The following is a 21,633-nucleotide window of genomic DNA, read 5'->3' as shown; positions in this document are numbered from 1 at the left end:
ACGATGGACTCCGTAACAAAGCGGCCCCTCAAGGAAGGCACTTCCATGTCCGCTCACGCCGTGTATCCCCCGGCAGGTCAGGCGTCCCGCTGGCGCGCGCTGGCCATCCTCTGCGTCGGCCAGCTGATGGTGATCCTGGACGGCACCGTCGTGAACGTCGCGCTGCCGGCCGTTCAGGAGAGTCTGGGCTTCTCCCCGGCCGGGCTCGGCTGGGTGGTCAACGCGTATCTGATCCCGTTCGGCGGACTGCTGCTGCTCGCGGGCCGGTTCGGTGATCTCCTCGGCCGCAAGCGCGTCTTCGTCACCGGTCTGGCCGTCTTCACCGCCGCCTCCCTGCTGTGCGGCCTGGCTCCGGACGCGGGCACGCTGCTCGTCGCCCGCTTCGTGCAGGGCGCGGGCGGCGCGGTGACGTCCTCCGTCACCCTCGCCATGGCCGTCACCCTGTTCACCGAGCCGGTCGAGCGGGCGAAGGCGATCGGCGTCTACAGCTTCGTGCAGTCCGCGGGCGGCACGCTCGGCCTGCTGCTGGGCGGGGTGCTGACGCAGGCCCTCAGCTGGCACTGGATCTTCTTCGTCAACGTGCCGATCGGCGCCGCGGCCGTCCTCGCGGCCCGGCGCGGGCTGCGTCCGGAGCGGGGCACGGGCCGGGGCAGGAGCACCGACGTGCCCGGCGCCGGTCTGATCACGGCCGCGCTCATGCTGGCCGTCTACACCGTGGTCTCGGTGTCGGACCACGGTCTCGGCTCCGCGCACACCCTCGGCTGCGGCCTCGGCGCCCTCGTGCTGCTCGCGGCGTTCGGGGTGCGCCAGGCCAGGGCGGCCGATCCGCTGCTGCCGCCCCGGATGTTCCGCTTCCGCAACGTCTCCGGCGCCCTCGCCACGCACGCCCTGCTGGTCGCCGGCATGTTCGGCTTCCAGTTCCTGGTCGTGCTGTACCTGCGGAAGGTGCTCGGCTTCGACGAGGTGCGCACCGGTCTGGGCGTGCTTCCCGTCTCCCTGCTCATCGGCGCGATGTCGCTGTTCCTCGCGCCCCGGCTCGTCGCGAGGTCCGGTTCCCGCTCGGTGCTGCTGGCGGCTCTCCTCCTCATCGCCGGCGGGCTCGGCCTGCTCGGTCTGGTCTCGGCGGACGGCGCCTACCTCACCGACGTCTTCCCGGCGACCGTGCTGCTCGGCGTCGGCTTCGGTCTGGCGATGCCGGCCCTGGCCGGACTGGCCATGTCGGGCGCCACACCGCGGGACTCGGGGCTGGCGTCCGGCATGTTCAACACGGTGCAGCAGGTCGGCGCCTCGCTCGGTCTCGCGGTGCTGAGCACCCTGGCCGCGTCGCACACCGGCGCCCTGCCGGGCGGCGGGGCCGCCCGGGCCGACGCCCTCACCGACGGCTACCGGCTCGCCTTCCGGGTCGGCGCCTGCTTCGTCCTCGCGGCCGCGGTGGTCGCCGCGGCCGTCCTGCGCGAGCCGCCCAGGACCGGGGAGGGCGCGCCGGCCGCCCCTGCCGCCGCCGCGCGGCGGGCCGCCGCGGATCGGTGAATGATGAGTTCCGGGGCCCGGCCGGGTCCACCCCCGTGTCCGTGACAGCCGCGCCCGAACTCCGTGAGGCGATCATGACCAGCCACGCACTGCCACCCGTCGTCGACACCGCCACCTGGGAGCGCCGGCTCCAGGAACTGCGCGCCCGGGAGAAGGCCGCGACCCGGGAGCTGGACGCCATCGCCGCCGAGCGCCGTCGCCTGCCGATGGTGGAGCTGCCCGACTACACCCTCGAAGGCGAGGACGGCCCGATCCGGCTGGTGGACGTCTTCGACGGCAAGAGGCAGCTGATCGTCTACCACCACATGTGGTTCCCCGGCGAGGAGTGGCAGTGCCCGGGGTGCACGGGCTTCACCGCGCAGTTCACCCGGCCGGACTTCCTGGACGCCTACGACGCGCGTTTCGTCGTCGTCACCCAGGGCCCGATCGACGAGGCGCTCGCCTACCGGCGGCGGGTCGGCAACCGGCTGCCCTGGTGCTCCACCGCCGGCAGCTCCTTCGGGGCCGACGTCGGCGCACCGCCCGGGGGAGTGTTCGGGATGAACGTGTTCCTGCGCGACGGGGACACCGTGTACCGCACCTGGCACACCGGCGGCCGGGGCATCGAGCAGCTCACCCACACCTTCGCGCTCATCGACCTGCTGCCCTACGGACGGCAGGAGGAGTGGCAGGAGGTGCCCGAGGGGTGGCCGCAGTCCCCCACCTACAGCCGGTGGCCGGGGTCCGAGGACATCGCCGCGCTGTACGGACCGGACGCCGAGGCAGCCGGACGGCCGCCTCAGGACCGGTGAAACCGGACGGCCCCCTCAGGACCGCTGAAGCCGGACGGCCGCCTCAGGGCCGGTGACCGCGCCGGTCCGCCGCCGGGAAGCCGTAGTCGGCCCAGTGCGCGGTGACGTGCCGGCGTACGTCCTCGGGGAAGGAGTTGTCGAACGACGCCGTGACGCCCCGGGTCACGCCGTCGAACTGCTCGGGCAGCAGACAGCTGACGACACACTTCCCGCCGCGGCCGGCGCGCACCTCCTCCTCGGTGAGGTAGGGGACCATCGGGATGCCGGGGGCGTCCGGGTAGACGTGGTGGCCGGTGACGGGGTGGCTGCGGGTGGCCATGGCCCACACCACCTGGTCGATGTCGGTGATGTCGATGTCGTCGGCCACCAGCAGGACCTTGGGCACCAGCCACCCGGTGTGCGAGCCGAAGAGCACCTCGGCGACCGCGTCGGCCAGTTCCCGTTCCGTCATCCGTGTGCGCGCCAGCCGCCGGATGTCGACGGCCACCACCATCCAGCAGGTGGCGGCCTCGTAGGAGCACCAGGCGAACGAGACGGGCAGGCCGCTGGAGCGCAGCAGGTCCAGGCCGGTGGCGGAGATCATCGTGCCCCAGATGGTGTGGTTCTCCTCCGGCGGCAGACCGGCCACGCAGACGGGCAGGACGGCCCGGTCGCGGTGCGTCACGGCCTCGACGTGGAAGACGGGCTGCGGCTTGCTCTCCGCGAAGGCGTACCCGTGGTACTCCCCCATCGGCCCCTCGGGCGCGGTCTCGTCGGGGCTGATGTACCCCTCCAGCACGATCTCGGAGTTGGCGGGCACGTACAGGCCGTTGGTCTCGGTGCGGACCACGTCGACCGGGCTGCCGGTCAGGGCGCCGACGTAGCCGCTCTCGTCGACCTCGGCGGGCAGCGGCATCCCGGCGGCGGCCAGGGCGGCCGGCGGGGCGCCCAGGACCATGGCCCAGGGGGTGCGCTCGCCCCGGTCGGCCCACATGCGGTGGATCATGCCGAGGTGCTGCTGCGGCATGGCCGGGCCGACCAGCGTGTCGCGGCCGTGCAGCATGGTGCGGCTGACCGACCAGCTCGTCCAGCGCCCGTCCGGGGTGCGCACCACGTGGAAGCCGTACGTCCCGAAGTAGCGCCCGCCGTCCTGCTCGTGCAGCAGCGGCACCGGGAACCGCGTCAGGTCGACGTCGGCGCCGGTGAGGACGTTCTCCTTGCAGGGGCCGGTCGGCACGATCCGCGGCGGCACGGGGCGGGCCTTCATGGCGGAGACGAGCTTTTCCAGCAGGTCGCGCGGTGTGGTGTCGCGCGGGAGGCCGAAGTGCGCGGCGAGCCGGCCGTAGGGCTCCCCCGGCACCCCGCTCAGTCCGGCGGGGGCGCCGAGGATCCGGAGCCCGGGTGCGCCCTCGGTCAGGTCGCCGAAGAGCGGGGCGGGGTCCCTGGTGTCGTAGACCCGCCTGGTGACGGCTCCGACCTCCAGGGTGGGGCTGACCGGCACCCGGATGTCGACCGCGTCACCGGTGGCGAGCAGCTCGGTGACGAAGTCGCGGAAGTTGAGCGCGCTGCCGCGTTGGGTCATGGCGGTGCCTTTCCGGTGGGCGAGGGGCGGACCGCGCGGCCGGGCGCGGAACCGTCGTGCCGGAGCGAAGTCACACACAGTTATGACGTACGCGTCCTATATGCCGCACGTTATAGTACGTGTACGTCCTGATCAACCGAGGCGGAGGCGGAGACGATGGCGCGCGAGAAGGCGGCCCGGCCCACTCCCCTGGACGCGCTGGCCGGAGTCGGCCCGCTGGCAAGGCAGTTGAACCAGACGCACAACCGGCTCTGGTACGAGCGGGTCCACCAGGACCTCACCGGGCCGCAGTTCACCGTGCTGAGCCTGCTGGACGCCCATGGCGACATGGACCAGGGCACCCTCGGCGCACGGGCCCGGCTCGACAAGTCGACCGCCGCGCCCCTGCTCGAACGGCTGCGCCGCCGGGGGCTGTTGGAGATCGCCCGGGACGAGAGCGACCGCAGGCGCAAGCTGGTGCGCGTCACCGAGGAGGGCGCGGAGCTGGTCCACCGCCTCGCCCCCGCGGTCGCGGAGGTGAGCGAGCACATGCTCGCCCCGTTCACCCCCGGGGAACGCGAGCAGTTCCTGGACCTCCTGCGCCGGGCGGCCGGAGATCCGGAGGCCGGCTGACCGGACGCCTGGCTCGTGCCGAGGCGCCCGGGATCAGGCGCCCAGGAGGCCCCGACAGTGGGCCAGGAAGCCCGCCAGGGTCAGTTCGAAGGCGCGGTCGGCCCGGGCCGGCCCCGTGGCGGCCTGCGCCAGGGCGAGTCGCGGGGCCTGGGACTCCTCCCCCACCACCCACATCACCTCGGGGGCCGACATGTCCAGGGCCGAGCCGAGGACGATGTTGTCCAGCCCGGTGATGACCGGCATGACCGTCTCCGGAGCGAACCCCGCCTCCAGCAGCAGGCCGGCCACCCGCTCGTACTGCTCGATCACCCGCGGCGCCCGCACCGGCGAGGTCATCAGCATGGAGACGGCCCGCGGGTGGGCGGCGAAGGCCGAGCGGTAGGAGTGCGCCCAGGCCTCAAGGGCGGCGTCCCAGGGGCGCACGCCGAGCGCGGCGGGGTCCAGGTCGTCGACCACCCGCTCCCGCAGCAGCTCGATCACCCCGGCCCGGCCCTCCACGTGGTGATACACGGACGCGGTCTGCACCCCGAGCCTGCGCGCGATCTCGGGGACGGTGAAGTCGCCCGTCTCGTCGACGAGTTCGAGGGCCGTACGACCGATGCGCCCCCGGTCGAGCAGAGCCTTTCGCGGCCGCCCCATATTTCGTTCTCCTGACGTGAGGTCTTCCCCGATCGTAGGCGGCCGTCTACATTACCTAAACCGACACGGTTTAGTTTTCGCCGCGGCCCCGCCGGCACCACACCTCTCTCCGGACGCTCCGGGCCGCCGCTGTCCCGATCCTCTGTTCAGAAGGGCCGAGCGCGTCATGGCCGTTGAGTCAGCATCCCGCGAGGGAGTACCGGAGGGCGCCGCGCCGCAGCGCCGGAGCACAGGGGCCGAAGACGGCAGGCACGGCTCGGACGGCTCGCCGGGACTGCGCCGGGCCAGTCTCGGCGTCGCCGACATCGCGTTCTTCGTGGTCTCCGCCGCCGCGCCGCTGACCGTCATGGCCGGTGTGGCACCGCTGGCCATCGGCATCGGCGGCGTCGGCGCCCCCGTCGGATACCTCCTCGCCGGCGCCACACTCGCCCTCTTCGCCGCCGGATTCACCGCGATGACCCGGCACGTCCGCCACGGCGGCGGCTTCTACGCCTTCATCACCCGGGGCCTGGGCCGGCCCGCCGGATTCGGCGCCGCCGCCCTCGCCCTGCTCGCCTACAACGGCATGCAGATCGGTGTCTACGGACTGCTCGCCACCAGCACGCAGGACACCCTCCAGGCCCTGTGGGGCGTCCGGGTGCCCTGGCCGGCGATCGCGGTGGCGGGTGTCTTCGTCATCTGGTTCCTCGGCCACCGCAGCATCGAGTTCGGTGCGAAGGTCCTCGGTGTGCTGCTGGTCGCGGAGACCGGCATCCTCGTCCTGCTGGCGGGCGGAGTACTCCTCGACGGCGGCGCCGAAGGGCTCGCGCTGGACTCCTTCACGCCGGGCAACGTGCTGGTGCCGGGCACCGGCGCCGTGCTCACCTTCGCGTTCGCCGCCTTCACCGGCTTCGAGTCCACCGCCATCTACCGCCGCGAGGCCCGCGACCCCCGCCGCACCATCCCCCGGGCCACCTACATCGCCGTCGCCTTCCTCGGCCTGTTCTACGCGTTCAGCGTCTGGATCGTCATCCAGGCCTTCGGCGGCTCGCGGATCGCGCAGGCCGTCGCCGCCGACCCGACCGGCCTGTTCTTCACCGCGACCACGCACTACGTCGGCGGCTGGGCGACCGACCTCATGCACCTCTTCATCGTCACCAGCATCCTCGCCTCGCAGTTGGCCTTCCACAACGCGATCAACCGCTACGGGCTCTCCCTCGCCCAGGAGGGCGTGCTGCCCGGGGCGCTGGGCCGGGTCCATCCCGAGCACCGTTCGCCGTACGTCGCCGGCGCCGCGCAGAGCGTCCTCGCGCTGGTGGTCGTCACGGGCTTCGCCGTGGCCGGCGCCGACCCCTACCGGCAACTCCTGCTCTGGGTCAACACTCCTGGCAGCCTCGGTCTGCTGGCGCTCCAGGCGGTCACCGCCGTCGCCGTGTTCCGCTACTTCCGCCGCACCCGGCACCAGGAGGGCCGCTGGCGCGGCGTGATCGCCCCGCTGGCCGCCGCCGTGCTGATGGCCGGTGCGATGTGGCTGGTCATCAGCAAGATCGGCCTGATGACCGGAGCGTCGTTCACCACCGACACCGTCCTCGTGCTGCTGGTCCCCGCCGCCTTCGCCCTCGGCACCCTGTTCTCGCTGCGCGTCCGCCGCACCCGGCCCGAGGTGTACGCCGGTTTCGCCGCCGAACCGGACGAGGCCGACGACCTCGGCGCGGGCGGCGCGGGCTCCGGGGCGGGTGGCGAGGGCTCCGGGGCGGGCGCGTCGGGCGGGCCCGACACGGCCGCGCGCTGACCCTTGTCCTCGGCCGGCGGCCGTCGCCGGCCGAGTCCGGCCCGCGTCCGGCGGCCGCCGGTCCGCTCCGCTCCCGGGGCCGGCGCACACCCGGCCCCGCTCACACGTATCTCTCCCCTCCCGTCCGCGCCCACCGCAAGGAACCCCGCCCGTGTCACACCCCGCCACCTCCCTCTCTGCCGCCTCCTCCTCTGCCGCCTCCTCCTATGCCGCCGACACGATCCTGACCGGCGCCCGGGTCCGCACCCTCGATCCGGACCGGCCGTCCGCACACGCGGTCGCGGTCAAGGACGGCCGTATCGTCGCCGTCGGGGACGACGCGCACGTGTCCGACTGGCGCGGTGCGCGCACCGAGGTCGTCGACCTGGCGGGCGCCACCCTCACACCCGGACTGGTCGACGGCCACAGCCATCCCTACCTGGGGGTGCTCACGGCCGCCGGGCTCGACCTCTCCGGCTGCGACGACCTGGAGGCGCTGCGGGCCGCGCTGGCCGCGGCGGCCCGTGCGGCCGGCCCCGGCGACTGGGTGCTGGCCCACGGGCTCGACCACAACGTCTTCTCCGGCGGCCCTGTCCACCACGACCTGATCGACCCGGCCCTCGGCGGCGTACCGGCCTTCATCCGGCTCTACGACGGCCATTCCGGCCTGGCCAGCGGACCCGCCCTGGCGGCGGCGGGCATCGACGGGCCGCGCCGTTTCGAACAGCGGGCGCAGGTCGTCTGCGACGCAGCCGGACGGCCCACCGGGCACCTCGTGGAGTTCGCCGCGATGAGCCTGATGGACCCCGTCCTGCCGCGGGAGAGCGCGGCCGTGCGCCGGGAGCGCCTGCTCGCCCTGCTGCGCGCCATGGCGGCCACCGGGCTCACCGGCGCCCATGTCATGGACCTCCAGGAACCCGACGTCCTCGGCCTGCTGGCCGGTATCGAGGAGGACGGCGAGCTGCCGATGCGGCTGCGGATCGCCCCCTGGTGCATGCCCGGCACGGACGAGGCGGGCCTCGACCACCTGATCGAGGCGCAGCGCTCGCACGGGCGGCGCTGGCGGGTCGGCGGCGTGAAGTTCTTCATGGACGGCACCGTCGAGGGCGGCACCGCCTGGCTGGAGCACGCCGACTGCCACGGTCAGGGCACCGAGGCGTTCTGGCCGGACCCCGCCGCCTACACCCGCGCGGTCCACCGGCTCGCCCGCGCCGGAGTGCGCACGGTCACGCACGCCATCGGCGACGCGGCGGTACGGCACGTGCTCGACACGGTCGAACTCCTCACCGACCCCCACGAGCGCGCCCTGCACCGGATCGAGCACATCGAGACCGTGCCGGACGCCCAGCTGCCCCGGTTCGCCCGGCTCGGGGTCGCCGCCTCCATGCAGCCCACCCACCTCGCCTACACCCGCGCCGACCACGGCGACGAATGGTCCCGGCGCCTGGGCGGGGAACGCGCCGACCGCGCCTGGCGCTGCCGTGATCTGCGGGACGCGGGCGCGACCCTGGTCCTCGGCTCGGACTGGCCGATCGCGCACTACGACCCGCGCGAGGTGCTCGCCACCGCCCGGCTGCGCCGGCTGCCCGGACGGCCGGAGGTGGAGCCGGTCGCGGCCGGGCAGGCCCTGACCGGCCTGATGGCCCTGGAGGGCTACACCTCGCACTCGGCGCGCGCGGTGGGCGAGCAGGACGTGGCGGGGCGGATCGCGCCGGGTTTCCGCGCCGACCTCACGGCGTTCGCCGTCGACCCCGTCACCGCGCCCGCCGACGAACTGGGCTCGGCGCCCGTCGTGTTGACGATGACGGGCGGCACGATCGTGCACCGGGTGTGAGACGGGGGCGGACTGGTGTGAGCGGACGGGTGTGCAGCGGGAGCGGACGGGCGGGCGGCCGGTCGGTCACGGTGATCCGTCCGGTGCCGGCGGGCCGGGCGCGGCCGTGCCTCCCCCGCCGTCCGGGACGTCCTCGGTGCGTCCGGTGAGCCGGGTCGCGAGGCGGTAGGCGACCGTGGCGTCCCGGTACTCCTCACCGGCGACGACCTCGTCCGGGAGGTTCGTGCGCTCACTGCGGGAGGTCGACGTCCGGCTGCCGGCGCCGGGGAAGCGGACGGCTGTCCGCGGGTCCTCCCTGAAGCGGAGCCGGTCGGACCGGACCGTCGCGCGGAACTCGATGTCGGGGTGCGGGTGCGGTGCCCGCGCCGGCCGGCGAGGATGCGGTTCCGGTGCCTGCTCCGCCGGGTGCGGGTTCGGGCGCGGGCTCGGTTCCGGTGCCCGCTCCGGCGGGTCCCGCGGGGGTTCGGCGGCCGTTCAGGGCGGCTCGTCCCGCTCCTCGGCCGCGCGGCGGCGGGGCCGGGGCGGCGGCTTCCCGTCCTCGCCGCGGACCCGGCGGGCGCGGGCGGCGCTGCGGCTCCTGGCGGTGGCCGGGTCCCGGGGTTCGTCCCCGCGTCCTCGCGCCGTGCCCCGTGCGGGCCGCGCGGTCCGGCGCACGGCGCCGCCCGCCGCGTCCACCGCGTCCGGCGCATCAGACGCCCTCGCGGCCTCTGCGACGCCGGGCACGTCCGTGACCTCCGTAACCTCCGGTACGTCCTCGACGGCTGCGGCCCCCCGGTCCGCCGCACCCTCCACCACCTCGCCGCCGGGCGCCGCGGCAACGCCGCCGGTCACCTCGCCGGCGTCCGCCGCGACCCCGCCTACCGCGCCCGCGGCGCCCTCCACCGTGCGCCCCGCGTCCCGGCCCACCTCGCCCACGGCATCCCCGGCGCCCCGTCCGACCTCCCCCACCGCCGCCTCGGCACCACGCCCCATCCCCTCCACCGCCTGACCGGCACCGTGTCCCACGCCCTCCACCGCCTGACCGGCACCGCGTCCCACGCCCTCGACCCCGCGGCCGACCCCGCGCCCCACGTCCCGCACCCCCGCGCCCGCGCCGCGTCCCACGTCCCGCACGGCGGAGCCGGCGCCCTGGCCGATGTCGCCGACCGCCCGTCCCGTTCCCGCGCCCAGCTCCCCGACGGCCTGCCGCGCCCCGCCCCCGATGTCCTGCACGGCCAGCCCGACCCCGCGGGTCAGGTCCTCCAGGATCTGCGGGTTGCGGTCGAGCGTGGTGAGCACCCGGTTGATGATCAGCGCCACGTTGTCGAGACGCACCTTGAGCTGGGCCTGCGCCTCCACGCCCGAGATGCCCAGGTGCACCCGGCCCAGCGCGACGTCGGCGCCGACGTTCAGCTTGAGCAGGTCCAGCACCTCGGCCTGGAGCGAGACGTGCGCCCGCAGGTTCTCGACGTCCAGGTCGATCTCGTCGACCTTGAGCAACGGGACATCGAGATACACGTCGGGCTCCGCGTCGGCCGCCCTCGCCCCGGTGACCGCCTCCTCCTCCGGGACGAGGGTCTCCTCGTAGCCCTCGGAGCCCTCGTCGTCCTCCGGTTCCTCCTCGTCGTACGCCCCCGGCCCGGCGTACGCGCCGGTCTCCTCGGCGGCGTCGGGTCCGCCGTCGCGCACGTCGTGCTCCTCGAAGGGGCCCTCATCGTCCTCGGCGCTGTCACGCATCACCGAGCCTCCGCTGGTCTCGCCGGACGTTTCGTCCATTCTGATGCGGTACGCGCATCGGCGCGCGGGCGGCGCGGGCCATCGCCGTCGGCGCGGGCCATCCCCGTCGGCGCGGGCCGCGGCCGCCGGCCCGGCCGCCCCACGGGCGGGCGTCCTGCCCCTGACGCGTTGCGCGAGGGGGGATGACCGCGTGTCCGTGAGCGGTGGGCGCCGTGATGGCGGATCTTTGTGGAGTCCGCTCTTCGCGGTGTCCGCGCGGCGGGCCGGCCGGCGCGCACGGCGCGGTCGCTCCGCCCACCCCTACGGAGGTCCGTGGCCATGGTCCTGTTGGTGGAGCACGTCGCCAAGAGGTACGGCTCGCGACCCGTGCTGCGGGACGCGAGCCTGCGCGCCGGCCGCGGGCAGCTGGTCGGCGTCGTGGGCGAGAACGGCGCCGGCAAGACCACCCTGCTGCGTGTCCTGAGCGGCGATCTGCGCCCGGACGCGGGCACCGTACGGCTGGACGGGACGCTGGGCTACTGCCCGCAGTACCCGGTGCTCGACGAGGAGCTGACCACCCGTCAGCACCTGCGGCTCTTCCAGATCGCCCACCGGCTGCCCGGCCTCGACCGGGCCGAGAGCCTGCTGCGGGCGCTCGGCCTGGACGCCTACGACCGGCAGCCGGTGCGGACGCTCAGCGGCGGCACCCGGCAGAAGCTCAACCTCGTCCTGGCCCTGCTGCACGACCCGGCGGTGCTGCTCCTGGACGAGCCGTACCAGGGCTTTGACTGGGACACCTATCTGCGGTTCTGGGACATCGCCCAGGAGCTGAGGACGGCGGGCCGCACGGTGCTGATCGTCTCCCACCTCGCCTACGACACCCAGCGGCTGGACGCCCTGTACCGCCTCAGCGACGGCCGTCTGCACCGGGCGCCGACCACCGGGGCACACGGGTGACCGGGTCGAGCGCGCGGAGGGAGACGACGGGCACGGCGAGAGCGGCGGGGGCGACCTGGATGACCGCCTACCGGGTCGCCACCGGGTACGGACTGCTGGCGCTGGCGAAGAACCGGCTCGCCCTGATCCTGCTCGCCGTCTTCGTGCCGCTGTGGATCACGGTCGCCAAGACGGTGGCCACCCCGGAGCTGTTCCCGTTCCGGCTGCGGGCCACCGGGCAGGTGCTGCACGCGGGCGGCGACAACATCACGATGATCAGCGGGTCCCTGAACGCGGTGTCCCTGCTGGTCGGGTTCTGGATGTTCAGCGCCGCGCGCCGCACCGGCGACTTCGACCGGCGCCTGACCGCGGCCGGCTATCCGCGCGGCGCGCTGCTGGCCGCCAAACTCACCGCCCTGCTGGCCACCGCCGCGCTGGTCAGCGCCTACGCGGTCGCCTGGATGCTGCTGTACTGGCGGCCGCGCCAGCCCGGCCTGCTCGTCCTCGCCGTGCTGGCCGCGTCCCTGATCTACGGCGCGATGGGGCTGTTCCTGTCGCTGTTCCTGCCCGGCGAGGTCGAGGGCATGGTCGCCATCATCATGACCAGCATCATCGACCTCGCCCCGCAGAACCCCATCGCGGCGACCACCGCCAACAGCCCCCTGATCGCCTGGCTGCCCAGCTACGGGTCCTTGCAGACCGCGTTGCAGGCCGGCTTCACCGACCGCCTGACCCTCGCTCCGCTGGCCAACAGCCTCGCCTGGCTGGCCGCCCTGTCCCTCGTCGCGCTGGCCGCCTTCCTCCGCCGTACCCGCGTCCACACGGCCCCGGCGGCCGGCGGTGGGCGCGCCGGGGGACTGCTCGGGCGGGCCGCGGGGGTGTTCGGCAGGCGGTAGCCGGTCCGCCGCGTCCCGCCGTGTCCCGCCGTGTCCTGTCCCGGCCCGGCGGCCCGCGCCGGGCCGCCGTACGCGCGGCTCAGGACTCCGTTCGCCGCAGGTGTGCGCGGACGGCCGCGCGGTCGGTGCCGAGCCGTGTCATCACTTCGGCCACGGGGTCCGGCCGCTCGCAGTCCAGCAGGGCGAGCAGAAGGTGTTCCGGCGCGATGCGCCGGCTGCCGGCCCGCCTCGTCTCCACCAGCGCACGGGGCAGGACGGCGCGGGCGCCGGAGGTGAAGGGCGCGCGCTTGCAGGAGACGGGGAGCGGCGCCCGCTCGACTCCCTGGGCGTCGACGCCGACCGCGGCCAGCGCGGTCCGGTCGAGGTCGTCCAGCGCGGCCCGCGCGCTGTCCAGGCCGGCGCCGAGGGCGCGGACCGCGCCGGGCTGGTGGAGCACGCCGAGGAGCAGGTGCTCGGTGCCGATGCGGCGGTCGCCGCGCAGGGCGGCCTCGTCGACCGCCGACGCGACGGCGGCGCGGGCGCCGGCCGCGAACTGTTCGAACATGGTCGTCTCACTTCCCGTATTTGGCGTGCACGGACTGCCGGGAGACGCCGAGGGCGTCCCCGATCTGCTCCCAGGACCAGCCCTGCTCCCGGGCGCGCTCGACCGCCGCCGCCTCGACCTGCTCGGCCAGCCTGCGCAGCGCGCCCACGGCCCGCAGCCCCACCGCGGGGTCGTGCGACCTGAGGCGTTCGGAGAGCTCTCGCGTTTCCATGTCTGTCAGTTTGGATTGACAAGCGAGGCGTGTCAACCCAGCCTGACAGATACGGCGGTAGCCAGGCGGTGGGCGAGGCCGGTCAGGTCGGCCGGCCGCAGCACGCGTCCGCCGAATCCCGGCAGGGGCAGGTGCAGGGGCTCGATCCAGCGGGCGGGGATCGCGTCCGGCCCGTAGTAGGCGCCCGCGAGGCCGCCGGTGACCGCGGCGACGGTGTCCGTGTCGCCGCCGAGGTCGATCGCCGCGCGCAGGGCGCCCTCGAAGTCGGCGGTGCTCCGTAGCGCCCAGACCGCCGATCCCAGGCAGGGCCAGACCGCGCCGTTGAACTCGGTCGCCAGGCCGGGATGCCAGTCGGCGGCGAGGACGGTCGCGTAGCGCCGCCGGTGCTCGGGGCTGACGAGTGCGACGACGTCGGGGAGGGCGTCGAGGGGGTCGGCGCCGGCCAGGGCGCGGCGGAGGAGTTCGTGGAAGACGGCGGTGCCCTCCCAGGCGGCGCGGTCGCCGTGGGTGAGGGCCGCGATCCGCCGGGCGGCGTCCGTCGTGGCCGTCTGTCCGGCCCGGGCGAAGTAGACGGCGGACGGCGTCGCCCGCATCAGCGAACCGTTGCCGGCCGCCCGCCGGTTGACCCGGAAGTGCTCCGCGGCGGCCCGGTCCCAGGGCAGACCGTTGGTCAGGACGTCCTCGGTCTGGAGACCGATGTCCTTGGGGTCGGCCGCCGCCCACCGCTGGAAGCGGGCGAAGACGTCCGGCAGGTCGAGTCCGCCGTGCCGCAGCAGCGACTCCGCGACGAGTACGGCCATCTGGGTGTCGTCCGTGGCCTCGCCCGGGTCCCAGCCACCGCCGCCGCACATCTCCCCGCCGCCGCCCGGGCTCGGGAAGCGGGCGGAGAACACGCCTTCCGGTCCGAACTCGAAGGGCGCCCCCAGCGCGTCGCCCACCGCCGAGCCGACGACCGCCCCGACGGCCCGCTCCTCGTGCCTCATGCCCGTCGGCCCTCCACCCGCACGTCCAGCCGCGGCTTGGTGTGGACGAGCCACGCGCTCAGGGCCGCCACGGCGGACATGCCGCGACGCGGGCGGCCGTCGGGGAGCCGTTCGGCGTCCGGGTGGTCCGCGTCGACGGCGGCGGACCAGTCGTGTGTGGTGGTGACCCACAGGTGTTTCGGTGTCGCCATCGGACAAGTATCGGCTGTCCGGGGGGATTTCGGCTCAGGACACCGGGCAGGCGGACGGTCCGGACGCGGTCAGCGCGGTCAGGTCGCAGTAGGCCGTCCTCGGGTAGTAGGCGCCCATCACCGCCGCGGTGCGGGCCGGGTCGCTTCCGGCGGGCACGTTCTGGATCGCCTCGGCGAAGCGGGGGCTGGTCAGCATGTCGCGCAGGATGAGCAGGTGCTTGGCGGTCGGCGTCGCCGACGACAGGGGGAGGAAGGTGACGCCGGGGACGCGCTCGACGGTCGCGCGCTGCTCCTCCGTGCCGATGACGTAGGTGTAGGCGCCGTCGGCGCCGAGCCGGGTGTCGAAGTCCGCGCGGCAGCCCGGGTCCACCGTGCCGTCGGGCAGCGGGTTGGCGACGACTTCGCCCGGTCCCCACCACAGGTTGTCGCACATCGACCAGTACCGTACCTGCGCCGTGCGGTCGGGCCACGGCCGGGCACGGTCGCCGGCGGTGGCGACGGGCGCCCTGCCGCGCACGACGAGGACCTGACCGGCGGGCGGGGCGTCGAAGCCGGCGGCCAGGTAGGCGTTGTCCGGGTTGGGGTAGAGCCCCGCACCGCCCTGCCGGGCGAAGGCCGGCCGCTCCGGGACACCGATGGGCGTGGATGCGAGCGCGGGCGCGGGTGTGAGCGCGGGTGCGGGTGTGAGCGCGGGTGCGGGTGTGAGCGCGGGTGCGGGTGTGAGCGCGGGTGCGGGTGTGAGCGCGGGTGCGGGTGTGAGCGCGGGTGCGGGTGCGGGTGCGGTCGGCGCGTCGGCCGGGGCCGGTACGGTGCGGGCGTCGGCGCAGGTCGCCACACGGACGCGGTGGCCGCCGCGCAGGAAGGTGACGTCGGGCAGCTGTACCGTCCCGTGCGGCAGGTAGACGCGGTAGATCACCGTTCCTCCGGCGCCTTCGGCGGCGCCCGCGGGTGCGAGCGGCAGGGAGTTGGCCCTGTCGGCCGCTCGTCCGGTGACCGTGACGGTGAACCTGCTGCCGGGGCGGGCGGGTTGCCGGTAGGGGTTGCGGCTGCCCCGGTCCGGGACGATCCGGTGGTCGGTCAGGACCGAGGGCGCGCCGTCGGGTCCGGTGAAGCTGCTGTTCGCGGCGTCGTAGGAGGCGAACGACGCGTAGCGGGCGTCCGGGTAGCGGCCGTCGAGACTGATGGTGAGGCCGGGCTGCGTGGTGTAGTGCAGCAGCCAGTACTGGGAGTTGGTGTCCGGGTAGGCGACGTTCGACGTCCGGTAGCCCAGGGGGTGCCAGGCGCAGTCGGGCGTCGCGGGTTTCGAGGAGGACGAGGACGTCGGCGAGTGGGAGGGGTCCGCCGGGTGCGCGAAGCCGGTCTGCGCGGCGGTCGCGGGTGCGGCCGTCGAGAGGGCGAGAGCGACGGCGAGGAGGAGGGGCTTCCAGTACCTCAAGGGCCTGTCCTTACGGCATCGGTCGGATCCGGTGTGCTCAACCGGGTTCGGAGAGGGAGGGTTGCTCAACCGGGTGCGTGGATGGGGTGGTGGATCAATCGGGTCCGGAGACGCGGTGATTGATCAACCGGAAGCGTGGAGCGGGCGGTTGGCGTGGCCGGTCTCAGGTCGTGGCCGTGTCGCCCGCCCCGCCGTCGTCGGGCGACAGCCACGACCCGGCGGTGGTGAGGAAGTGGCGCACGCCGGCGTCGACGGCGTGCCGGTCGGAGGGGGCGTAGCGCGGGGAGTGGTTCATGACGGTGCCGGGCGGCAGGGCGCCGCGGTCCAGGGCGGCGACGGCCTCGGCGTCGAAGTCCGTGGGGTCGGCGCCGCCGAAGTGGTACATGACCGAGGGGCAGCCGGCGGCGGTCGCGAACCGGCCGAAGTCCTCGCTGGCCGGCAGCGGGGCGGGCAGGGCGCGGCCGATCGTGCCCGCGTCCGCCAGGGCCGCGAGGACCCGTCCGGTGGCGTCCGGGTCGTTGACGGTCAGGGGGAAGGAGTCGTAGGTCTCGACATCGGGTGTGCGGGGCGCGCCCTGGGCGTCGGCCTCCGCGCGGACGACGCGCCGCAGGTCGGTGAGCACCTGCTGCCGGGTCGCCTCGTCGAACGTCCGCAGGCTGCACAGCAGTTCGGCGGTGTGCGGGATGACGTTCGGGACCGTACCGGCGTGCATCGCGCCGACCGTGAGCAGCGGGGACGGGGTCAGCGGCGCGAGCCGGGCGGAGAGCGTCTGGAGGCGCAGGATCACACACGCGGCCATCACCACGGGGTCGACGGCGAGGTGCGGGGCGGAGGCGTGCGCGCCGGCCCCGTGGAGGGTGACGCGGACGCTGTCCGCCGCCGCCATGACGGGACCCGGCCGGGTGATCACCACTCCGGCGGGGAGCGGGCCCACGTGCTGGCCCAGCACCACGTCGGGGCGCGGGAAGCGGTCGAGGACGCCGTCGTCGAGCATGGCCCGCGCGCCGCGGCCCACCTCCTCGGCGGGCTGGAAGACGGCCACCGCGGTGCCCCGCCAGGCGTCGGGGTGTGCGGCGAGCTGCCCGCAGGCGCCGAGCAGGGCGGCCACGTGCACGTCGTGGCCGCAGGCGTGCATGAGGCCCGCCTCCACGGAGGCGTAGGGCAGGCCGGTCTCCTCCCGCACGGGCAGGGCGTCCAGGTCCGCCCTGAGCCATACGACGGGCCCGGTGCCGTTGCGCAGGACCGCCACCACGCCGGTCCCGCCGACCTTCTCGGCGACCTCCCAGCCGCCGACGGCGGTCAGTTCGCGGACCACGGCCGCGGCGGTGCGGTGTTCCGCGAAGGCGAGTTCGGGGTGGGCGTGCAGGTCGCGGTAGACGTCCTCCCAGTGCGGGAGGTGCGCCGCGAGACCGGCGGTCAGGGGGGTCTCAGGTGGAGTGGGGAGCTGTGGACGCATCGTTGTCGTCCTCCTTCGTGAGGGTGTCGCTGACTGCGGCGCGCAGGCGCGCGAGGAAACGGGACGAGGTCTGGGGCACGCACAGCACGGCGATGACGGCCAGGGCGGGGCCGAGCACCAGCGACCAGAAGGCGGCCCGGTAGGAGTGGGCGTCGACGACGTGACCGAACAGCGTCGGCACCACGATCCCGGCGAGCTGTCCGCCGAACAGGACGATGCCGGAGGCCGCGCCCGTCAGATCCGGCGGGAGGCTGCGCAGGGGAACCGAGAAGCAGGGCATGTAACACAGGCCGAGCACCGCGCTGATGAGGGTGGCGACCACGACGAAGCCGGTCAGCGAGGTGGTCAGGGGCAGCCAGACCAGCAGGGCGGCGGCGGCGCACATCGCGGGGACCACGATCAGCCGCGGCCTGCCCTCGAACCGGTCGGACAGCCGGCCGCCGACGACGGCGGTGACCGCGGCGAGGAGGGTCGGCCCCAGGGACACCAGACCCGCGTCGCCCACCCGCAGGCCGCGCTCCTCCATCAGATAGGAGGCGCTCCAGCTATTGAGGCCCCACACGACCGTGTCGTAGGCGAAGAACATCACCGCGAAGCCCCAGATCGCGGGGGACTTCAGCAGCGTGGCCGTGGCCCGCCCGGTCCGCTGGAGGGGCGGGCCGGTCCGCTCGGCGGGCAGCGGCGCCGGCATCCAGCGCCGGACCGCGGCCACCACCAGCAGGCCCAGCACGGAGGTGGCGGTGAACATCACGCGCCAGCCGCCGTGTGCGAGCAGCAGTCCGCCGAGCACGGCGGCCAGGAGTCCGCCGACCGCGTTGGAGCTCTGGATCCAGCCGTTGGCGGTGAGTCGCTGTTCGGGCACGCTGCGGCGGCTGAGGGTGTCGATGGCGGCCGCCGGGAACAGCCCCTGGGCCACGCCGAACAGGCAGCGCAGGACCAGCAGCGCGGCGAAGGACCAGGCGGCCGCCGTGAGACCGGTGAACACCGACCACAGCACGAGGGCCACACAGATCATCCGGACCCCGCCGAAGCGGGCGGCGACCAGTCCGCCCGGGATCTGGGTGAGCGCGTAGGTGACGAAGAACGCCGACAGCAGCAGGCCCCGCTCGCCGTGTGTGAGGCCGAACGTCTCACCGATGGACGGCAGGGCCAGGTTGATGACCTGCCGGTCGATGTAGTCCACGGCCCAGGCGACGAAGAGCAGGACCGCGGTGGTCCGGGTGGTTCTGAGCACAGGGGGCCTCCCGCTCGGCGAGGTGACGCTTGGCGCACACCCTGCACCGCCCGCCGTTCACGACCCGCGCATCGCAGGAAACCGGCGGACGACCCTTCCTGTCGCCGGAAACCGCCACCACGGCACCGCCAACGGCTCGATACGGGCCGTCGGCGGCCGGGGCAGGGGCCAGGTGCGGGGCGGGCTGCCGGCAAGGCCGTGCGCGGTGCCAGGATGAGGCGCGTGCCGCCCATCGACCCCGCCACCGCGCCGCCCGCCGACGCCCCTGTCCGCTCCCCCGCCGACGCCCCTGTCCACTCGTCTGCCGACACCCCTGTCCGCTCGCCCGTCGCGTCGGGGGCTGTCTCCGTCCCGCCCGGTGGAGCCGTGGCCGAGGTCGCCGAACTGACCGAGACCGACCTGGCGTTGGTCGAGGCCCTCCAGTTGCACCCGAGAGCGCCCTGGTCCCGGATCGGCACCGTCATCGGCATCGACGCCACCACGGCGGCGCGCCGCTGGCGTCGCCTGACCGGCAGCGGAACGGCCTGGATGACGGCCTACCCGACGCACCGTGCCTCGGTGGTGGGCTATGTGGACCTCGCCTGCGCGCCCGCCGCGGTGGAGCCCCTGACCCGGCGCCTGCTGTCCTGGGGCCCGGTGTTCAGCATCGAACGCACCACCGGCGACCACCAGTTGTTCCTGGGCGTGGCCGCCCGCGACCTGCCGGCCCTGGACGACTTCGCCACCCGGCGGCTGGGCTCGCTGAGCGGGGTGCGCGCGGTCCGGCTGAGTGTGTGCACCGCGGTGCACCGGGAGGGCAGCGGATGGCTGGTGCACACCCTCAACGAACGCCAGCGCGCGGACCTCAGGGAAGCGGAGCGGCCGGGCCGCCGCCGGCCGGCGACCGGGCCGTACGCCGATGGCGATCGCAGGCTGCTGCTGGCGCTCGGCGCCGACGCCCGGCGCGGCCACGCCGAACTGGCGCGCGAGTGCGGACTCAGCGAGACGACGGTCCGCCGGCGGCTGCGCCGGATGATCGACGGGGGCGAGATCCACTTCCGGTGCGATCTGACCCAGCGGCTGGCCGGCTGGCCGGTCGTGGCCACCTTCCGCGTCGCGGTGCCCGGCCCTGGTGCGGAGACCGTGGCGAAGGCACTGGCGGGGCTGCCCGAGACGCGGCTGTGCTCGTCCGTGACGGGAACGGACAACCTGCTGCTGTCGGTGTGGCTGCGCTCCGCCGGCGACTGCGTGGCCTTGGAGGAGCGGATCCTGCGCCGCCATCCCGGCCTGCGGATCGGCGAGCGGAGCATCACGCTGCACACCGCGAAGCGGATGGGCCGGCTGCTGGACCGGGAGGGCCGGGCCCGCGCACACGTGTCGATGACCGCGGCGGCCGACGGGGAGGCCGACGACGAGTACGGCGCGCCGTTCTGACCGGTGGGCCGGGTGTGAGCGGCGGCGGTGGCAGGGTCACACCTCGTGTTTCTCGGTGAGGTGGGGTCCGAGGAGGGCCAGCAGGGCCGCGGGGCGGTCCAGGGGGATGATGTGACCGCAGTCCGGTATGACATGGCCCGTCAAGTCGTCGGCGTACGGGCCGAGTTGGCGTTCGAGTGCGCGGCCCACCGGGTGGGCGCCGATCGTGAGCGTGGGGACGGTCAGGCGGCCCCGGTCCAGGGCCGCCGCGATCTGCCGGCCGGTCTCCGCCAGCGCACGGTACGGGCCGAAGGCGCCGCGCAGCGCCTCGGTTCCGGTGTAGGTCCGGACGATGCGGTCGCGCACGTCGTCGTCCCGTACGCCGCGCCCGAGTGTGCCGCGGTCGAGGAACCACTCGACGTAGCGCTCCTCGTGGCCGACGAGGACGGACTCCGCGAGGCCGGGTTCGGCGTGGAAGCCGAACCACCACGGCGGGCCGCCGGCGAGAAAGTCCTCGGCGCCGGGCAGCGTGCCCAGCAGCGATTCCATCAGCACCAGTCGGCGGACGAGGTCGGGGCGGCGCATGGCCAGCAGGAACGCGGGCGGGGCGCCGATGTCGATGCCCACCACGGCGGCGGAGGTCTCGCCCAGCGCCGCGAGCAGTCCCTCGGCGTCGGCCGCGAGGGTGCCCGCGTCGTAGCCGCCGGCCGGGCGGGCGCTGTCGCCGAAGCCGCGCAGATCGGGTGCGATCACGCGGTACCGCCGCGCCAGCTCGCCGATCACCCGGCTCCACAACCGCCAGGTGTGCGGGAAGCCGTGCAGCAGCAGGACGGCCGGGCCCGCTCCGGCCGTCGCCACGTTGAGTTCGACGCCGTCGACCGTGAGGGCGCGCAGCGCCACTTCGACGCGGTCGGGGCCGTCGGGCACGGGGACGGTGGTGGTGGTCGCGGTCATGGCGGCCCGCTCCTCTGCTCCTTGAGTAACCAATGGTGACAAGGGAACGGTAGGGAACTAGGATGGGGCGGCCAAGACCGCACTTTCCGTTCAGGTGGTGAGCTTCGGGTGACCTCCCAGGCAGCGGGCGCGTCCGACGCCGGCGGGGCGCGCGGCGACCTGTTCGATCCCGCGTGCCCGACGCGCCGGCTGCTGGACCGGATCGGGACGAAGTGGACGTCCATGGCGGTCAAGGTGCTGGCGGAGGCCGCTCCGGCGGAGGTGCGCTTCAGCGAGCTGCTGCGCCGGATGCCCGGGGTCTCGCAGAAGATGCTCTCGGTGACCCTGCGCAGTCTGACGCGGGACGGTCTGGTCGCGCGCCGGGTCGAGCCGACGGTGCCGCCGCAGGTGCACTACCGGCTCACCGGTCTCGGCCTGTCCCTGGAGGCCGCGCTCGCGGTGGTGCGGGCCTGGGCCGAGGAGCACATGGCCGAGGTCGACCGCGCGAACGAGCTGAGCGCACGCGAGGAGACCCCGGCCTCCGGCCTTCGGTGAGGATTTGAAGCCCGCCGGTTCAGGCGGCCGGCCAGACCGTCATGTCCGCGGTGACGAAGTTGCCCCCGCTCCCCGGCAGCACGGTCGACTTCACCTGGATCACCAGCAGCGCCAGGTCACCGGAGGAGCGTTTGACGCAGATCTCGCTGCCGCTCGCCGCCGCGGCCAGGTACAGGCGGTGGCTGTCGCCGCGGGCGAGGATGCGACACGTGTCGAGGGTGGCGCCCGGCTTGCCGTAGACGAGGGTCATCACGCTGGTGTCGCTCTCCAGCGCACAGCTCTGGCCGCAGACCAGACGGATGTCGCCCTTGCGGTCCGCGCGGGTGCCCGGCTCCTTGAACACCAGCGAGTTCTTCTCGGTCAGCATCTGCCCGGCGTACGCGACGGCGCGCGGCGAGGCGGCCGGGGACCCGGAGGGCTGCGCCGCCGCGCCCGCCGCCCGGCCGGCCACCTCA

Annotated in this window: 20 protein-coding genes and 1 pseudogene; 9 read left to right on the top strand and 12 right to left on the bottom strand. The window is 74.5% G+C overall.

Annotation, left to right across the window (positions count from 1 at the left end; all coding sequences use genetic code 11):
* Window positions 1-45 precede the first annotated feature (45 nt).
* Entirely contained in the window at window positions 46-1,530 is a 1,485-nt protein-coding gene (locus ABEB07_RS11470) for an MFS transporter (RefSeq protein ID WP_345668190.1), read from the top strand.
* Between the two features lie 74 nt (window positions 1,531-1,604).
* Window positions 1,605-2,321: a DUF899 domain-containing protein gene (locus tag ABEB07_RS11465; RefSeq protein WP_345668189.1), complete on the top strand. Its 717-nt coding sequence runs from the start codon at window positions 1,605-1,607 to the stop codon at window positions 2,319-2,321.
* 43 nt (window positions 2,322-2,364) lie between these two features.
* Here ABEB07_RS11465 and ABEB07_RS11460 read toward each other — a convergent pair whose 3' ends face one another.
* Window positions 2,365-3,882: a UbiD family decarboxylase gene (locus ABEB07_RS11460; RefSeq protein ID WP_345668188.1), complete on the bottom strand. Its 1,518-nt coding sequence runs from the start codon at window positions 3,880-3,882 to the stop codon at window positions 2,365-2,367.
* A gap of 156 nt (window positions 3,883-4,038) precedes the next feature.
* Between ABEB07_RS11460 and ABEB07_RS11455 the strand changes: the two genes are divergently transcribed.
* Window positions 4,039-4,494: a MarR family winged helix-turn-helix transcriptional regulator gene (locus ABEB07_RS11455; protein WP_345668187.1), complete on the top strand. Its 456-nt coding sequence runs from the start codon at window positions 4,039-4,041 to the stop codon at window positions 4,492-4,494.
* A 33-nt stretch (window positions 4,495-4,527) separates the two neighbouring features.
* On the opposite strand, the gene ABEB07_RS11450 is transcribed toward ABEB07_RS11455, so the two are convergent.
* Window positions 4,528-5,133: a TetR/AcrR family transcriptional regulator gene (locus ABEB07_RS11450; RefSeq protein ID WP_345668185.1), complete on the bottom strand. Its 606-nt coding sequence runs from the start codon at window positions 5,131-5,133 to the stop codon at window positions 4,528-4,530.
* Window positions 5,134-5,299: 166 nt separating this feature from the next.
* Between ABEB07_RS11450 and ABEB07_RS11445 the strand changes: the two genes are divergently transcribed.
* Window positions 5,300-6,904: an APC family permease gene (locus tag ABEB07_RS11445; RefSeq protein WP_345668184.1), complete on the top strand. Its 1,605-nt coding sequence runs from the start codon at window positions 5,300-5,302 to the stop codon at window positions 6,902-6,904.
* Window positions 6,905-7,055: 151 nt separating this feature from the next.
* Window positions 7,056-8,717 carry an amidohydrolase gene (locus tag ABEB07_RS11440; protein WP_345668183.1) on the top strand — a complete coding sequence of 554 codons (1,662 nt, stop codon included), beginning with the start codon at window positions 7,056-7,058 and terminating at the stop codon, window positions 8,715-8,717.
* A 474-nt stretch (window positions 8,718-9,191) separates the two neighbouring features.
* Here ABEB07_RS11440 and ABEB07_RS11435 read toward each other — a convergent pair whose 3' ends face one another.
* A complete protein-coding gene (locus tag ABEB07_RS11435) occupies window positions 9,192-10,472 on the bottom strand; it encodes a TrbL/VirB6 family protein (RefSeq protein WP_345668182.1) in 1,281 nt (426 codons plus the stop codon).
* Window positions 10,473-10,751: 279 nt separating this feature from the next.
* On the opposite strand from ABEB07_RS11435, the gene ABEB07_RS11430 reads away from it, so the two are divergent.
* Window positions 10,752-11,369 carry an ABC transporter ATP-binding protein gene (locus ABEB07_RS11430; RefSeq protein WP_345668180.1) on the top strand — a complete coding sequence of 206 codons (618 nt, stop codon included), beginning with the start codon at window positions 10,752-10,754 and terminating at the stop codon, window positions 11,367-11,369.
* 59 nt (window positions 11,370-11,428) lie between these two features.
* The gene (locus tag ABEB07_RS11425; RefSeq protein WP_176147382.1) at window positions 11,429-12,244 is read left to right on the top strand and encodes a hypothetical protein; all 816 of its coding nucleotides are present in this window, start codon (window positions 11,429-11,431) and stop codon (window positions 12,242-12,244) included.
* A 79-nt stretch (window positions 12,245-12,323) separates the two neighbouring features.
* Here the strand turns inward: ABEB07_RS11425 and ABEB07_RS11420 are convergent, their stop codons facing one another.
* The 7 genes from ABEB07_RS11420 to ABEB07_RS11390 form a co-directional block, all read right to left on the bottom strand.
* A complete protein-coding gene (locus ABEB07_RS11420; protein WP_345668179.1) occupies window positions 12,324-12,788 on the bottom strand; it encodes a Clp protease N-terminal domain-containing protein in 465 nt (154 codons plus the stop codon).
* 7 nt (window positions 12,789-12,795) lie between these two features.
* Window positions 12,796-12,999 carry a helix-turn-helix domain-containing protein gene (locus ABEB07_RS11415; RefSeq protein ID WP_164584454.1) on the bottom strand — a complete coding sequence of 68 codons (204 nt, stop codon included), beginning with the start codon at window positions 12,997-12,999 and terminating at the stop codon, window positions 12,796-12,798.
* Between the two features lie 32 nt (window positions 13,000-13,031).
* Window positions 13,032-13,982: an ADP-ribosylglycohydrolase family protein gene (locus tag ABEB07_RS11410; RefSeq protein ID WP_345668178.1), complete on the bottom strand. Its 951-nt coding sequence runs from the start codon at window positions 13,980-13,982 to the stop codon at window positions 13,032-13,034.
* Window positions 13,979-14,173 (bottom strand): hypothetical protein, encoded by a 195-nt coding sequence (locus tag ABEB07_RS11405; RefSeq protein WP_345668177.1) that lies wholly within the window; start codon window positions 14,171-14,173, stop codon window positions 13,979-13,981. Before ABEB07_RS11405 ends, ABEB07_RS11410 begins: the two co-directional genes overlap by 4 nt.
* A 34-nt stretch (window positions 14,174-14,207) precedes the next feature.
* A complete protein-coding gene (locus ABEB07_RS11400; RefSeq protein ID WP_345668176.1) occupies window positions 14,208-15,608 on the bottom strand; it encodes a hypothetical protein in 1,401 nt (466 codons plus the stop codon).
* A 163-nt stretch (window positions 15,609-15,771) separates the two neighbouring features.
* Window positions 15,772-17,064: an amidohydrolase gene (locus tag ABEB07_RS11395; protein ID WP_345668174.1), complete on the bottom strand. Its 1,293-nt coding sequence runs from the start codon at window positions 17,062-17,064 to the stop codon at window positions 15,772-15,774.
* The gene (locus tag ABEB07_RS11390) at window positions 17,036-18,298 is read right to left on the bottom strand and encodes an MFS transporter (RefSeq protein WP_345668173.1); all 1,263 of its coding nucleotides are present in this window, start codon (window positions 18,296-18,298) and stop codon (window positions 17,036-17,038) included. Before ABEB07_RS11390 ends, ABEB07_RS11395 begins: the two co-directional genes overlap by 29 nt.
* Window positions 18,299-18,664: 366 nt before the next feature.
* Here ABEB07_RS11390 and ABEB07_RS11385 point away from each other — a divergent pair, with 366 nt between their 5' ends.
* On the top strand, window positions 18,665-19,711 hold the full coding sequence (locus tag ABEB07_RS11385; protein ID WP_345668172.1) for an Lrp/AsnC family transcriptional regulator: 1,047 nt from the start codon (window positions 18,665-18,667) through the stop codon (window positions 19,709-19,711).
* Window positions 19,712-19,747: 36 nt separating this feature from the next.
* Here ABEB07_RS11385 and ABEB07_RS11380 read toward each other — a convergent pair whose 3' ends face one another.
* Window positions 19,748-20,644, bottom strand: a complete 897-nt coding sequence (locus ABEB07_RS11380; protein ID WP_345668171.1) for an alpha/beta fold hydrolase — start codon at window positions 20,642-20,644, stop codon at window positions 19,748-19,750.
* A 108-nt stretch (window positions 20,645-20,752) separates the two neighbouring features.
* Between ABEB07_RS11380 and ABEB07_RS11375 the strand changes: the two genes are divergently transcribed.
* Entirely contained in the window at window positions 20,753-21,178 is a 426-nt protein-coding gene (locus tag ABEB07_RS11375; protein WP_176147375.1) for a winged helix-turn-helix transcriptional regulator, read from the top strand.
* A gap of 19 nt (window positions 21,179-21,197) precedes the next feature.
* Here the strand turns inward: ABEB07_RS11375 and ABEB07_RS11370 are convergent.
* Window positions 21,198-21,633, bottom strand: a pseudogene (locus ABEB07_RS11370) (serine/threonine-protein kinase); the annotation flags it as partial.

Source organism: Streptomyces similanensis (genome assembly GCF_039543625.1).
GTDB classification, from domain to species: Bacteria; Actinomycetota; Actinomycetes; order Streptomycetales; family Streptomycetaceae; genus Streptomyces; species Streptomyces similanensis.
This window is presented reverse-complemented; position numbering and strand designations above follow the sequence as displayed.

What these genes read in the sequence shown, in the direction of transcription:
- ABEB07_RS11470 (WP_345668190.1), top strand. Translation starts at nt 46, where the DNA reads ATGTCCGCTCACGCCGTGTATCCCCCGGCAGGTCAGGCGTCCCGCTGG.
- ABEB07_RS11465 (WP_345668189.1), top strand. Translation starts at nt 1,605, where the DNA reads ATGACCAGCCACGCACTGCCACCCGTCGTCGACACCGCCACCTGGGAG.
- ABEB07_RS11460 (WP_345668188.1), bottom strand. Translation starts at nt 3,882, where the DNA reads ATGACCCAACGCGGCAGCGCGCTCAACTTCCGCGACTTCGTCACCGAG.
- ABEB07_RS11455 (WP_345668187.1), top strand. Translation starts at nt 4,039, where the DNA reads ATGGCGCGCGAGAAGGCGGCCCGGCCCACTCCCCTGGACGCGCTGGCC.
- ABEB07_RS11450 (WP_345668185.1), bottom strand. Translation starts at nt 5,133, where the DNA reads ATGGGGCGGCCGCGAAAGGCTCTGCTCGACCGGGGGCGCATCGGTCGT.
- ABEB07_RS11445 (WP_345668184.1), top strand. Translation starts at nt 5,300, where the DNA reads ATGGCCGTTGAGTCAGCATCCCGCGAGGGAGTACCGGAGGGCGCCGCG.
- ABEB07_RS11435 (WP_345668182.1), bottom strand. Translation starts at nt 10,472, where the DNA reads ATGGACGAAACGTCCGGCGAGACCAGCGGAGGCTCGGTGATGCGTGAC.
- ABEB07_RS11430 (WP_345668180.1), top strand. Translation starts at nt 10,752, where the DNA reads ATGGTCCTGTTGGTGGAGCACGTCGCCAAGAGGTACGGCTCGCGACCC.
- ABEB07_RS11425 (WP_176147382.1), top strand. Translation starts at nt 11,429, where the DNA reads ATGACCGCCTACCGGGTCGCCACCGGGTACGGACTGCTGGCGCTGGCG.
- ABEB07_RS11420 (WP_345668179.1), bottom strand. Translation starts at nt 12,788, where the DNA reads ATGTTCGAACAGTTCGCGGCCGGCGCCCGCGCCGCCGTCGCGTCGGCG.
- ABEB07_RS11415 (WP_164584454.1), bottom strand. Translation starts at nt 12,999, where the DNA reads ATGGAAACGCGAGAGCTCTCCGAACGCCTCAGGTCGCACGACCCCGCG.
- ABEB07_RS11410 (WP_345668178.1), bottom strand. Translation starts at nt 13,982, where the DNA reads ATGAGGCACGAGGAGCGGGCCGTCGGGGCGGTCGTCGGCTCGGCGGTG.
- ABEB07_RS11405 (WP_345668177.1), bottom strand. Translation starts at nt 14,173, where the DNA reads ATGGCGACACCGAAACACCTGTGGGTCACCACCACACACGACTGGTCC.
- ABEB07_RS11395 (WP_345668174.1), bottom strand. Translation starts at nt 17,064, where the DNA reads ATGCGTCCACAGCTCCCCACTCCACCTGAGACCCCCCTGACCGCCGGT.
- ABEB07_RS11380 (WP_345668171.1), bottom strand. Translation starts at nt 20,644, where the DNA reads ATGACCGCGACCACCACCACCGTCCCCGTGCCCGACGGCCCCGACCGC.